The 13561-nt window shown below is 46.8% G+C and carries 10 protein-coding genes; 7 read left to right on the top strand and 3 right to left on the bottom strand.

Annotated elements, in window-relative coordinates; genetic code table 11:
* The coding region (locus K8R76_05915; protein ID MCD4847707.1) for a T9SS type A sorting domain-containing protein at nt 1-2105 on the top strand (2105 nt) is incomplete at its 5' end.
* Nucleotides 2106-2332: 227 nt separating this feature from the next.
* Here K8R76_05915 and K8R76_05920 read toward each other — a convergent pair.
* Entirely contained in the window at nt 2333-3748 is a 1416-nt protein-coding gene (locus K8R76_05920) for a T9SS type A sorting domain-containing protein (GenBank protein MCD4847708.1), read from the bottom strand.
* Nucleotides 3749-4280: 532 nt separating this feature from the next.
* Here K8R76_05920 and K8R76_05925 point away from each other — a divergent pair.
* The 4 genes from K8R76_05925 (at nt 4281) to K8R76_05940 (ending at nt 9328) form a co-directional block, all read left to right on the top strand.
* Nucleotides 4281-5270 (top strand): hypothetical protein, encoded by a 990-nt coding sequence (locus tag K8R76_05925; GenBank protein ID MCD4847709.1) that lies wholly within the window; start codon nt 4281-4283, stop codon nt 5268-5270.
* A 163-nt stretch (nt 5271-5433) separates the two neighbouring features.
* On the top strand, nt 5434-7737 hold the full coding sequence (locus tag K8R76_05930) for a hypothetical protein (protein ID MCD4847710.1): 2304 nt from the start codon (nt 5434-5436) through the stop codon (nt 7735-7737).
* A 441-nt stretch (nt 7738-8178) separates the two neighbouring features.
* On the top strand, nt 8179-8568 hold the full coding sequence (locus K8R76_05935; protein ID MCD4847711.1) for a hypothetical protein: 390 nt from the start codon (nt 8179-8181) through the stop codon (nt 8566-8568).
* A gap of 166 nt (nt 8569-8734) precedes the next feature.
* Nucleotides 8735-9328: a hypothetical protein gene (locus K8R76_05940; GenBank protein ID MCD4847712.1), complete on the top strand. Its 594-nt coding sequence runs from the start codon at nt 8735-8737 to the stop codon at nt 9326-9328.
* A gap of 497 nt (nt 9329-9825) precedes the next feature.
* Here the strand turns inward: K8R76_05940 and K8R76_05945 are convergent, their stop codons facing one another.
* Both K8R76_05945 and K8R76_05950 read right to left on the bottom strand, forming a co-directional pair.
* Nucleotides 9826-10026 carry a hypothetical protein gene (locus K8R76_05945; GenBank protein ID MCD4847713.1) on the bottom strand — a complete coding sequence of 67 codons (201 nt, stop codon included), beginning with the start codon at nt 10024-10026 and terminating at the stop codon, nt 9826-9828.
* Between the two features lie 600 nt (nt 10027-10626).
* Entirely contained in the window at nt 10627-11955 is a 1329-nt protein-coding gene (locus tag K8R76_05950; GenBank protein ID MCD4847714.1) for a DEAD/DEAH box helicase, read from the bottom strand.
* Between the two features lie 274 nt (nt 11956-12229).
* On the opposite strand from K8R76_05950, the gene K8R76_05955 reads away from it, so the two are divergent.
* Nucleotides 12230-12484, top strand: coding sequence for a hypothetical protein (locus K8R76_05955; GenBank protein ID MCD4847715.1), 255 nt, complete (start codon nt 12230-12232; stop codon nt 12482-12484).
* 288 nt (nt 12485-12772) lie between these two features.
* The gene (locus K8R76_05960) at nt 12773-13240 is read left to right on the top strand and encodes a hypothetical protein (GenBank protein ID MCD4847716.1); all 468 of its coding nucleotides are present in this window, start codon (nt 12773-12775) and stop codon (nt 13238-13240) included.
* The last annotated feature ends 321 nt before the right edge of the window (nt 13241-13561 follow it).

Below are 13561 nucleotides of genomic sequence, written 5' to 3' on the forward strand. Positions count from 1 at the left end.
CTGAACAAGTAACTGTTCGTAACTGCATATATGATACCCTCCCCGGTACATACACGGTTGCCCCGGTCATTCCGGTAATATGTTCTATTGGCTCTGAAACAGCTTCCGCCAGACCGGACGAGCATATTTATACATCGAATTCGTTCTATCCCGGGAACATGCTCGATCTGTGGCAATCAGGAGTACTCTGGGGGATGCCTCTGGCAAGCATCTGGATAAGACCAGTTCAGTGGAACCCGGCTACAGGACAACTGCGAGTTCTACGCGCAGCGGAGGTCGTTGTCGAATACGGATTAGATTACAACCAGCCAACTATTCGCAAAAGAACACAGTGGAGCGAAGACAGAGCCCGCGATATTCTGTACTCAATGGTAGTCAACCCGGTAGATATAGGCTACTCGGGCGCGGTTATAGTTGAACCAAGGCAATTGGAATACGGGCAGTACGTGGTGATCACGACTCCCGAATACCTGTTTCCGATGCAGGAGCTGGCAGACTGGAAAACAGCCAAGGGCATCCCTGCCGGGGTCTTCACGACGGATTGGGTTCAGAGCAATTACCCATGCCTTGACCTCCAGCAGAGCGTACGTGCCTTTTTGACAGACTGCAGAGAAGAGGGGGTCGACTTCGTGCTTCTCGCAGGTGATAACGATGTTTTCGAAGCAAGGTTCACCTATCCTGATAATATTCCAAGTTTCGTCCCACTTCCCTCGGATCTGTACTATGCTGACAACAACGACACTGAACCTGGTTTCGACATGTGGGACAGCAATGGCAACGGACGCTGGGGCGAATGGGAAGATGATGTGGAGTGGCATCCCGATCTCTGGGTCGGCAGGGCATCCGTGAACAGCCTGGAGGAAGCGCTGCTCTTTGTGGACAAGGTTTTGATCTATGAACACGTTCAGGAGGTTCCTTTGCTTGATTACTTCGGCGGATGGCCCGAGGAAATGCGATTCGGTTATACAACAGGCTTTCTGCAACCAGGCAGCAACCCCGGGAGCGTGTACGCAGAGTCGATCTCCACATTTGTACCTGACACATGGTGGGAAGAGAAGTGCTACGAATCGTGGGGGAACAATTCCACAGAGATCACTATCGCCATGATTAATAATGGTCCCCATCAGGTTTTTCATGCCAACCATGGTGGTTTTGATTGCATGTACACTGCATACGGAGATCTATTCACTGTGGACGACATCATGGAGCTGCAGAACATCTCAAACACGGGAAATGTTGCAATCTGGAATTCGATCGCCTGCAGCATAGGAGGCTTTGACACCCTGACCTGCTGCGCGGATGCCTGGCTGAACTCCCCGGATGGCGGAGGGTTTGCCTGCATGAACGCACGACCTGTATTCGCTTCATTCAGTTACCCCATCTGTTATAGATTCTATTCTGCCTGCCTCGTTGATGGATTTCACGAACTAGGTATTGCTCATGGTCTGGCGCTGGATTATCTGTGCCCTCCATCGAGTGAAATATCAGGTTGCATTGTGCAGGGCAACAACCTGTTCGGAGACCCCGAGCTGCCGATGTGGACGGTACCGAGTGTCCCGCTGGTAGTGGAACACCCTTCCAGCATTGAGGGACCCTGCTTGATTTCTGTCGATGTCTCATCGTCGGGGGGAATGCCCGTCGAGGGCGCAAGAGTATGTCTCCAGAAGGGCTCATGGCAGACTGGAGAAGTCTACGAAGTCGGCTATACTGACATAATTGGACGATTGTCTCTATGGGTCAATCCAGAAACCCAGGGTGAAATCAGTCTGACTGTCTGGGCTCACAATTTCGATCCCTATTTCGGGAGTATTGATGTGATCTCAGAGGAACAGGAAGAGGAGGTTGTCTACGATTACTCGCTGATAAGGATAACACCAAATCCATCATCCTCCCCTGTTCAGATGCATTTCTCGCTCCCTGAAACTGAGTACGTTGAACTGAATATATTCGATATCTCCGGTCGCTTAATTTATACTCCGGTTTCCGGACCTTATGATTCCGGTATCCATGAAACAACAGTCGGTGGTCTTCAATCGGGAGTCTATTTCGTAAGAATGGAATCGGGGAGCTTCTCTGCAATTCAACGCTTTGTGGTGATCGAGTAGATCAAACTATTTTCTATTCCGGTATAGCAGTTCGGAACAGGTATACATCCTGATTTGCATCAGTGGCACCTTGCGCTGAATAATCAATTTCAATGAGCCTGCCCTCCTCACTGATATTCTTGTATCCAAACAACTGGTTCACTCTATGTCTATGATCCAGACATCCTACAAATTAGAGCTCACAATAAATCTAATGCTATTACAATCACTGTTTACAGTAAACTGTCCTATGGAAGAACAGTAACCTCGACTGCTTTACTCAACTGTCCGTCACTGGCCTGAACGAAATACACTCCGCGTTCCAGACCGGTGATATCTAATGAAAGTTCTGAGACACCTTCCTCGCAGATAGCTATGGGTGCTCTCCTCACGAGTCTCCCGCTTAGATCAAATATTGATACACTAACTTCAGTCTGAATCGAAAGAGATACGGTAATACTCAGGAAATTTCTTGCTGGGTTAGGTGTAACACCATGGATTGACAGATTCTGAACCCCTCCGGACTCGTGACTGTTTACACCGGTGGGATCGCCAAACCACGCAAGCTTGAGCTGATGATTTGTAACATCATTATAGATGATGAAGGGGTTACCGTTACCATCAACAGCAATATCCGGAGCTATTCCCACCTCACCATCCGAATCAAGGAGCGTGGTATTCCAGGATGATCCACTGCTCCAGGCATACCTGAGGTCGTCATTAACTGAATCATGATATGCTATTGGAGGCGTATCGGATCCGTCAGAGGCTATGGCACAGTATTCACTTGCCTCATGTGCGGGATCTACATTCGTTATCTGCCATGTTGAACCGTTTGAGGATGCGAAGCAAAGTTCGGAACCATCCTGAAACACGATCCGAGGCAAATCCCCCGTAGTAAGTGCGATATCCGTCTGATCGCCCCAGTAGTCACCCAGGTACTCATACGACCAGCTGCCACCGGAACGAACCGTATAGCATGGCCTGACCCACGAATTTTTGGAATCGATGAAACCCCACCAAGCGTTGTAATGAGCAAGGCAAGGTTCATTCTGTGAGGTTAGCGCCTGTGAAACTCCGAAGCAGCCTGCCCCGTCGCCAAACCACCATACAATCTCGTTCACCCATGCTGAGCCGTTGAAAAAGAGGTGGTGCAGGTCTTTCTCACTGGAACCCGAGCAAGCATCGTAGTAAATCACGTGCGAATTACCGTTGGATTCCGAATCCAGGGCTTTCAGATAGCCGTTATTTGCCGATGACGCGATTTCGACAATAGACCAGCCCCCACCGGGAACCGGTGTTGCATAACTGATAGTGTATGGGCGAGAACCTGACTGGAAAACAATGCATGGATCATCATTACCATCCAGGGCGAGAAAACAGTACTTAATCGAATAATTCTCCAACACTGTTCTGAATTCCCAGCTCGAACCGCTGTAATATGCATATGTAATTCTCGTGGAGCGCGTAGAACGATCCTGGCGAAGATATGCGATGTGAGGATAACCCTGAGAATCGATCCGGATTGAAGGATCGGTAGGTTCAATACCAGTATCGAGGATATCAAAGTTCCAATTGTCGTAGGAACCGGGATCGAAAGCTGCTGCTTCACCGAATAAACCTGTTAAGGCTAGAATCAACAGACTGAGTAGAGTACTGTACATTGCTGCCTCCTATCATTTGAAAAAGGCTTCTGAAAAAGATCTTAGTTCCACCAATAGTATACTAAACCTATATAAAATGAGCTAGGTGATGACAAACTGCTTTATCAGAATACCCCTTCAATTCCGCAATTGTGATAAAGATGTCAGTCGAGGAATGTCAAATAGCAATCCAGCTTTGGGACTTACCCGAACCTGGTCTACACGCACTTGTGATTCAAATACAATCGGTTTGTCCGTTAGAGGATTCACAAGCCCTGAACGATCAGCAGGATCTTCCAGGTCCTGAGCGGTGATCTCTAATTGGCTTGGACCAAGCAGTACGGTTACATGTTTCTCTGCAAAACAGATCAGAGATAATCAGGTAACGGAGTCTTAGGATGATCTGGCTGATACTGCAGCCTGAGTACGTTGTTCTTAATACATTTCGTTAACGGATGGAGTTAATTTCCAATTGGTTACTTGACATGATTTAGCATCTCCAGATATTGTCATAATTAGGTAGTTTACATTGCGTTCCGAAAGGATGTATAGCATGAAGGTTTATATTCTGGTTGTGTTGCTTGTTTCAACCATACCTTCGTTCGGGCAATACATAGAGTTCAGCTTTCCCTCACCGTCCCCTTACATAAGCGGTTTGACATTCAACGGCGATCTCTTTGCTCTGGATTCACTGTCTGGAATTTTGTACAGGATGAATCAATACAATGGCACCGTGCTGGACACCATATCAATTCCAGAAACCCCTAATTCCCCTGTGGGCCTGACATCGTACGGAGATACTCTCTGGTTCGCTGAGAGTGGAACCGGAATAGTCCACAAGATAGACGTGCAGGGCAATGAGCTGGCGGTTTACGATCTCTCGGACAGTGGCCCTCAGAGTATTACAGGGCTTGCACGCGGTTTATGGGATGATGACATGTACATAATGGATGGCTCCAGTACAACGATTTATGTTGTTCAGACTCCGATAGGCTCATATCCTTTGGAAGTATTCCTTGCCATTGAGGACTGTCCTGAAGTACATGACATTTCCGGACCGATCGAATATGACCAGATCGCTGTGGCCTGCGAGGATTCTATTTCTCCAGTGAGGATATACTACGGCCCTACCTCATTTATGCCCCTCGAATACGGAGAGTACGAAAGCGCTGTAGGAGTAGCTTCCTGGGACGGGTGCCGATTCTACTTCAGCGATCCGGAAATTGAAATGATCCACAGATACTGCGTCAACATGGGCGGTATCACGCCATCCGATCCCGCCAGCTTCGCGGGATGTACGCTGACCCCAGTAAGCAATCCATCATTATGTGCTCTGGAATTCAGACTTGATCTACGCATGGACATCATCATGACACTGAGGCTTCTGGACTTGTCCGGAAGGCTGATTGAGGAGATTCCGGAAGAGAATTTCTCCGCTGGTATACATCATGTCCGGTTCGAGGATCTCTCGCCCGGAATTTACTTCTGTGTAGCTGCACGGAATGGATTGTGTGCCCGGGGAGTAATTGTCGGAGGCGATTGATATCTGACGCTTCCAGCAGAGCAGGGTCCCGGTGACCGGACGGTCGTCTGACAAACATTGAATGGGGATTTTAACATGCCTGATTCGGACTGCCTGTACTATTGTCAGTTCAGGACATAGTGCTATTATGAAATCATATGATCTAAAGGGAAAGGTAGCGATCATGTCACTTCACAAAATTGTTTTTCTTACTGTCGTGCTCCTGCTTTTCTGTGTTGGTGTTTCCGCGTGGGATTTCATACCGGTGGAACTGGTGGGAAAACAACTTGCTGACTACCCGTATTTCCAGATCACCAGATCTATAAACGAAGATAATGACATCTATGTTGCAGTGGACCCTTCGCAATATCCCTCGGTGATTGGTGAGGACCTTGATATCTACATAGTCCAGTCGAAGCTTCTTGGTGAGTGGTTGACCAGTCCAACTCTCGTCGATGTACGCCCCGGAGGATTTCAGACCGTTACTTGCCAGGATTCTACAATTCAGGAGAACACCTTTCTCGTAGCCGGTCCCTTTGTCCTTGTAAGTCAGGAAGAATACGGGCTGGGCGTCGGGTACGACGCAGTGCTCGACCTGGATCAAAACGGTCTCCTGAACGCCGGCGATCTGATAGATGGATTCAGTGATCAGGAAGCTGGGTTCTACTCCTTGCACGATGCATGCGATACTGGTCCACTGAATGTAACCATAACTGAATATTCAGGGGGAGGTTTTCTTACACAGCGACTCTTTTATCCGTCGGACATCGCAGGAATGGGGCAGCTTCCGCTCGTAGTGGTGAGTCATGGATGGTGTCTCTTCTATGATGAGTACGATCACATCGGTAATCACCTTGCGTCCTACGGTTATATCGTGGTTGTACACACGAATGACACAGGCGGCGGCGACCCCGATGCAACCATGTCTGCTGCGATCTCCACGATAGACAACATAGATTTTGTGATCGGATATCAGGATACCATTGCTGGAGGAGTATTGAATGGTCATCTTGATCAGCATAACATAGTATCCATCGGTCACAGCACAGGCGGAGAAGGTGTAGTTCGAGCCTATACAGGAATATGTAATGGTGACTATTTCCCCTGGCATTTCGATGAGGAAGACTACTCTCTGATCTGCTGCCTGCCCCCTGTCAGTTTCTGGTCAGCAGACATGGTGGATCCATACGATGTTGACTTTCACATGTTCCTTGGAGGGGCAGACGGGGATTGCTCGAGTGCTCCGGAGGATTTCTACGTTCAGTCAATGGCAATATTCGAGCGATCCACAGGCAATCGACAACTAACGTACGTTCATGGTGCGGGACACTGGGATTTCTGCACATCCACCTATCCCGGTTGGGCGGATGGTCCTGACCAGATCGGCAGGGCTGTCACGAATACGCTCATGCGGGGCTACCTGCTGCCACTTGTGGAGTACTATACGAAAGATAATCCTGCGGGAATGGATTACCTTCAGCGTATGTATGACGATATCCACCCTATAGGAATCCCGGACACCGTCGTGATTTCGAATGAATATCGTGATGCTGAGGAAGGCGCCGGCAAAGCTGTAATAGACAATTACGAATCAAACCCTCAACTGGGACTGAGCAGTTCAGGTGGTGCTGTGACGTATACGGTCTCGAATATTGCAGAAGTTCTCATGCAGGACTTTGACGACTCATTCGACTGGACCGGAACCCAGCAATCAAATGGAATGACCAGATCACGATTCGACGACTCACCGCATTGTGTAGTTTTAGATTGGACATTCGGTGAAACGACCTATTACGAGCAGTCAATTGTGCCCGCTCTGAGTGATTTCACGGAATACCGCGACCTCTCATTCCGTGCTTGTCAGGGAACCCGGCACCCTAACACTATTTCACTTGATGACGGTCTGTCCTTTGCGATAACGCTGAGAGATCAGTACGGTGCCTCTTCAACAATCAGTACAGACAATTACGGTGGTGTCACATGCCCATATCAACGAACTGGATACGGCTCCGGAGCTGGCTGGGCGAACGAGTTCTGTACAATAAGATTGAGACTCGCAGATTTTCTGACCAATGGATCCGGAATTGATCTTGTACACATCGAAGCGGTAAGGTTTGAATTCGGTTCGGACTTCGGATCAGAGAGAGGTCGGATCGGGCTGGATGACATAGAGCTGGTGGATCCTACAGAAGGTTCAACAGGGCTTTTTTCCGAGAGCGGAGCATCCACCGATCTGGGACTCGATTGCTGGCCGAATCCCTTTGCAGGCACGATCAACGTATCATTCAACCTTTTAGATTGCATGGATGTCCAGCTCTGCCTGTACGACATCACAGGCAGATTGATTCATAAGCTGATCAACTCCAGTCTGCCACCAGGAGAGCATTCAGCAGCGCATGTAATGAGCGACTTGCCGTTAGGATTGTATATACTGAGGCTTCAGGCAGGAGAAGTTTCAGAAACAATGAGGTGTATTAACCTGAGATAGCTTGAGGGTCATCTGGTTGAGAGTAAGAACCGATTTATCCTCTTGTTAGCAAGCGACAGATGTGACTGTCTGTGGATAAATAGAATACACAGATCAATTCATGCTCATTGAATCATTCGGTATTTATAGATTGTTCCATCATCGTGTGCAACGGTGTAGAAATCGTCACCGTCAACGTTGATGAACATATTTCTTTCTTCTTCCGAAGGGGTCAAGGAGTACTATCACGGTTATGAAATGATTAGTTATCATGACCCTCCAACTCAGAACAGGCTCCAGATGAATATGCTAAGAGTGAATATCAACAATAACCAATTAACATAGATATGCATATTAGTGTTTAGAAATCAGGCCTTTGACATGGCAAAGTTATTCTCACTATAGTTTTACAAGGAATAACTATTGTAAAGACGGCGCTGGAACGTGTTAAATGGAGTTATAATGAAGATACTTCTTCATTTACTGATTTTTTCTTCTGTCGGTTTGGCTGGTACTTTATCCTTCGGTTTTGATTCCGGAGTAGCAGCTCCTTTATCCGCAGATGATAATCTGCACTACAACCCTAGTATATACATACAACCTTCTCTTTTCCTCCGCATTTCCGGGAATACTCTGCTATGTACGAGTTACGGATATGTTTTTGCCAGAGGAGGAGAGTTGATTAAAGAGACGGGTGTATGGGGTGATGTATTCGGTAATTACAATACTGAGCTACACTTCATTAAATTCGGGTTGAACGGAGAACTGGCTCTTGTGGATATTAATGGAGGTCTTGGAATCTGGTCCTTCCGCACTGATCGGGATCTTGTGGGGGAATGGGCTGCAGATTGACCCCCCGAACTGTCGGTCCGGCGGACCGACTTTGGTGGTTACATAGAGCTGGTTACAGATATCGGCAGTCAAACTGTATTCAAAGTTGAGCTTCAAGCTCCGCGCTTCTCAAGCTTATGGCTATCAATAGGCATGGGTATTCGTCTGGGTCCCGGGTGGTGAAGGAATGAAAACATCCATTATTTTTGTTCTATTTCAGATTTCATTCTTCGTAACAGCGGGAATACCTGTTGAACTCGGTCCTGTCGGCAGAATTGTATTTCCCCTCAGCAAATCACCGATTGTAATCCAGACTTCAGAGGATTTTAATGGGAGTTTTTCCTCCGATGGTCCTGTTATTTTGGCCGGAGCTGTTGTCAGAATACGTTTGATTCCGCCACTTCCCGTTGAAGTATCCGGACTGTTTGGTGAGTATGATCCTTACTTCGAATATTCTGATGAATATGCTGACAGCACCGGAATAGAATTCTGCAAAGGATCTCTGGCAATAGTAACGTTGGGGTTTCAGAAAAACCTGGGTGATATTGTATTACTGGCAGGTTCAGATATATACGCCTACCATGAAAGATGGATCGAAATCGATGGAACCGGATGGGGAGGGTATCACAGAGAAGCCAACAACACAACAATTGCTCCATATATCGGTACTTGTATCGGAGTGGATTTTCATACCGTGGAGTTCGATTTTGATATCAGATTGCATTTTCCTGATCTGACCGATCGATGGCTATCCGCAGGATGTTCTCTACTGTTCATGTAACCTGCATGATACTGTGATTCTCTTCAGGAGCTACATTCCTCAAGAACCAAAATAAGCAAGTATTACGTCTCTGTAAGAATAGATCAGGAAGATTCTCATCACTGCGAACAGTAAAAACTAAAGCTCCCTCCACGGAGATATTCACTTATGTCATTTTATTAGTGGGTGGCACTAATGTCATCATATGTATGAATGCTCGGTCGAATAAATATGCTGAGTTTCAGGAATGATTTAGTTCTGTTTGATGAGGCGATCATATTCGTCGTGCGATCCGATCCAGAACCAAATAATCCCCTTTCTCGAAGACGGTATATCAATTCCGAGGGCACGGTAATGAATGCTTACGCGAACAGATCAGAGATTGTCAATCTTTTTCAGGTGAAGAGAAGGATGGTTTGGATTCGATTTCAGTATGGTAAAATTCTTATCGGCTGTGTTACGGATATGTTCAGGTAGTTGATTGTATAGGTTCCAAAAGGAAGGATTGGTGAAATGATTTAAAGGTTCGTGCATTTATCCGACTTGTAATCAACTCGAGCATTCTCAATCAGTTTATGCAAAGGTCCTGATTTCTGATCATTTTTAATCTGGATATCCCAGCGTTCTTCCTCGTATTTGTCAAACCACGAAGAGAACTTATTGAAGTCTTTCTCTGCGAGAGCGCAAACAGCTTCTATTATTTCCGTAACAGTTGTCATATTCCATCAGCCTCCATACAAAAAGTATATCCTGCTATTGATATTGTGTCAAATGAAAGTGTTTTGTTGCAGTTGACTCCCGAGCCAGAACAAATGTTAATTCAGATATTTCCCATAGTTGTGGTACATTGAATCTGGCATTTTGAACTAAAAAGTCATCGTGTAAGTTTAAGGAGTGTGAAGTATTACCATTCTCGAATGAAACCGCTAGCTTACCTGTTTCTTTGAAATGACTTTAGCTGCTGAATCTTCTCAAGAACTTATAATGACCTGGTAGCAATGCCTGATGTAGTTGGAACTACAACGTGATCCCCGGAAGGCATTGAGAAGAATGCCCGATACTGGATTGTCTGCTAAAGAAGTAGACCGTGTTATTGTAAACTTGCGATCAGAATCCCGCTCTCAGCCTGCCTAAAATAAAAGTATTCTGTTCTTTGGAATAACGCTTCATAGATGTATTTATCTCCCAGACTCTGATCATACAAATTATGTGTTAATGCGGGTGGTCCAGTTATCCGGTTGAAGACCACCATCAGAAGGCCTAACCGCGATCAAGACGATGTGTTAGCAACGGTGATATTTAACCTCAAGCAGTTTTCATTAACGCCTGCCACGGTTGTATCCACTACTTCGAGAATGAGCACCCTTGCTCCTTTTCGTTCTGTTTCCATTACCGCGACCGAAATTCTTCGGAGCCGGCAGGTTGGAATGGAATGCTTCGTGGCAATGATAGGCGTGCTTCATCTCGGTGGGTAATGGTTTGCCCAGCAAGTGTTCTATTTCCCGCAGGTAGGCTCGATCCTCGGTGCTGCAGAACGAAATAGCGTCACCGCTCGCTCCCGCTCGTGCAGTGCGTCCGATTCTGTGTATGTATGTTTCAGATTCCATGGGAAGATCGTAATTGATTACATGGGTGATGTCGTCCACATCCAATCCTCGTGCTGCCACGTCTGTAGCGACAAGCACTCGGAAACGGCCCCGCTTGAAGCCATCCAACGCCTTGATGCGTCCAGCCTGGCTTTTGTTGCCGTGAATGGCAGTACTTTTAACACCAGTTGCAGATAACTTTGAAACCACTTTGTTTGCGGTATGCTTCATCTGAGTGAAAATGAGAGCCTTATATATTGATGGGTCGCTCAGAAGAGATAACAGGAGGGCATCCTTGTTCTTTTTCCCGACGAAGAGCACCTTCTGAGTGATGTTCTCCACTACCGGTTGATCTGGTGTGATGGTAATCCGTACGGGATTGCGAACCATGGTTCTGGCCAACTCCACAATTTTTGGAGCCATAGTGGCTGAAAATAGCAGGGTCTGACGATCATCCGGAACATGAGACAACACCCTCTTGATGTCGGGAATGAAACCCATGTCAAGCATCCGATCTCCTTCATCCAGAATAAAAACTTCCACCTCATTCAGGTGGATGAATCCCTGTTGTATCAGATCAAGCAGTCGGCCGGGCGTAGCAACGAGAATATCGATTCCGTTATTCATGGCTTTAACTTGGTGAAACTGTTTCACTCCACCGTAGATCACAGCATGTCGGAGTTTTAAGAAGCGACCATAAGTATGGATGCTCTCTCCTATCTGTGCCGCGAGTTCACGCGTTGGTGTGAGAATGAGGGCACGGGGAGTTCTTTGTTGGGGCCGGCGGTAGTTGTTGTTCAGCCGCTGTAGAAGTGGTAGAGCAAAGGCGGCAGTTTTCCCGGTGCCTGTCTGGGCAGTACCCAACAGATCCCGTCCTTTCAGCAAGTGCGGAATGCACTGCTCCTGAATGGGTGTGGGAGTAGTATAGCCTTCCGAAGCTAAAGCCCGTTGAATCTCTGGAATCAATATGCCAAAGACGCCTTTTGGAAGTGGGAACTTCTGTGGCGTTATGGAATGGTCTTTTCGCGAGCCTATCTCGCGAGAGTGTACTTGTTTTCGCATGTTTTTCCTGGTCCGGGGTTTTACAAATCTCTGCCCGCCGGACGCGTGGAAAAGAAGGGTCGCAATTATTGCGACAATCGACATCTTCAATTTAATTAATTGGGATGATCGATCTGAATTGCTGGATAATCTCAAGAAGTGTAATTAGGGCAAATGCCCTGTAAAACATCATTATAGAGAGTTATCACTAATGAAATATACTTGGATATCAAAGAAACGCCAACAAATAGCTTTCTGAACGCGATTCACAAGCCGTGGTAATCTAAAATCATGTTTGCTTCAGATTATTGTCAGCGAAGCGCTTGGAGTACTCTATGGAAGAGGGTTATTCAGACCCTGGATAGCGAAGGCCTTCAACGTCATAGAGGCGTCAAAGGCTTCACAATCAAAACTGGCTGGCCACCTGTCTGAGAGTTGGAGTACTACTGCATCCTGGTTACATGGTATTACACGATTATTCAAACGTACAATGGCGTATTCCATATCCGGTTCAGTAGTGCTTTCCTATAGACTGGTTCTTTGCCAATGATAAAAAATGTGGGATGCCGTGCATGTCTCCCGTAAAAATCTACGCTTCAAAGCAAATTATTCTACAGTATACACGTCTGAATCAATGTTGACCCGTCGAAACAGGCGGAGTATGATGTAAAATGAGTGCTGACAATGAGCATTTGGGCCACATGATAATTTTCAATGATGTTTCTGACGATGATGTGGAGTCCAGTATTCCATAGTCAGAACTGTGAATCTGTAAGCAAGAAGAGAATCATAGTGGGTTATAGATTAACCCGAACACAAACCGGGAGGGATTGAACAGATGAAGAAGTCTACTTTTATATTCGCGGCAGCCTTCGTGTTTGCGATCGCCTGTGGCGGTGCTTCCACTCCTGACGCCGTGGTGAGACAAGCAATAGACGCCGTGGTGAGCGGTGATGGAGAAGCGCTTGTCGGCTACCTTTCCTCTGAGGGCATTGAGGCTCTCAATGGTCAGGTCGAAGAATTGAAGGCCAACCCGGAGGAAAGTGCCTCTTTCCTGGTAATGATGGGCATCGATGTCACTGCCGAAGAGGTCGAGAATATGGATGCCGGTGACATGATCACATGGATGCTCCAGAGTGAACTCATGCAGGCTGAATTGCCTGACTTCAGCACCATAGAGATCGGAGAGCCTGTGATCGAGGGTGAAGAAGCCGTAGTTCCCATTGTTCTTGAAGGGGAAAGCGAAGAGGTCGAACTCATTCTTGAGAACGGAGAGTGGAAACTCGGCGAAATGATGGGAATGTAGGAATTATCAGATAAAGAGCGCCTGATCAGCGCCCTTCTATATCTTTATGGTCGGCTCGTAGGGGTTATCTTCGACTTGTTATGCTAGCTCAGGGATATTTACCCATGGGTTCTCATTCCTGCGAACAGTGAGCTTCACTGCAGAATAAAAGCCCCCTAGAAGGAGGCATTAACTTTTGTCATTTTATTGGTGGGTGGCACTAAGTGGCTGGTAATATTGAAACGGGTCATAACCTTTTTCATGCCAGAATATCGATAGAATGATGGACATAAGCTTCCCAGAAAATAATACACCTGACTGGCAATACTGCTTTACTATTAC

It is taken from the genome of Candidatus Aegiribacteria sp., assembly GCA_021108435.1.
In the GTDB taxonomy this organism is placed as follows: Bacteria; Fermentibacterota; Fermentibacteria; order Fermentibacterales; family JCC-6; genus Aegiribacteria.

Coding starts and splice junctions, on each gene's coding strand:
- K8R76_05920 (MCD4847708.1), bottom strand. CDS start 3,748: ATGTACAGTACTCTACTCAGTCTGTTGATTCTAGCCTTAACAGGTTTA.
- K8R76_05925 (MCD4847709.1), top strand. CDS start 4,281: ATGAAGGTTTATATTCTGGTTGTGTTGCTTGTTTCAACCATACCTTCG.
- K8R76_05930 (MCD4847710.1), top strand. CDS start 5,434: ATGTCACTTCACAAAATTGTTTTTCTTACTGTCGTGCTCCTGCTTTTC.
- K8R76_05935 (MCD4847711.1), top strand. CDS start 8,179: ATGAAGATACTTCTTCATTTACTGATTTTTTCTTCTGTCGGTTTGGCT.
- K8R76_05940 (MCD4847712.1), top strand. CDS start 8,735: ATGAAAACATCCATTATTTTTGTTCTATTTCAGATTTCATTCTTCGTA.
- K8R76_05945 (MCD4847713.1), bottom strand. CDS start 10,026: ATGACAACTGTTACGGAAATAATAGAAGCTGTTTGCGCTCTCGCAGAG.
- K8R76_05950 (MCD4847714.1), bottom strand. CDS start 11,955: ATGCGAAAACAAGTACACTCTCGCGAGATAGGCTCGCGAAAAGACCAT.
- K8R76_05960 (MCD4847716.1), top strand. CDS start 12,773: ATGAAGAAGTCTACTTTTATATTCGCGGCAGCCTTCGTGTTTGCGATC.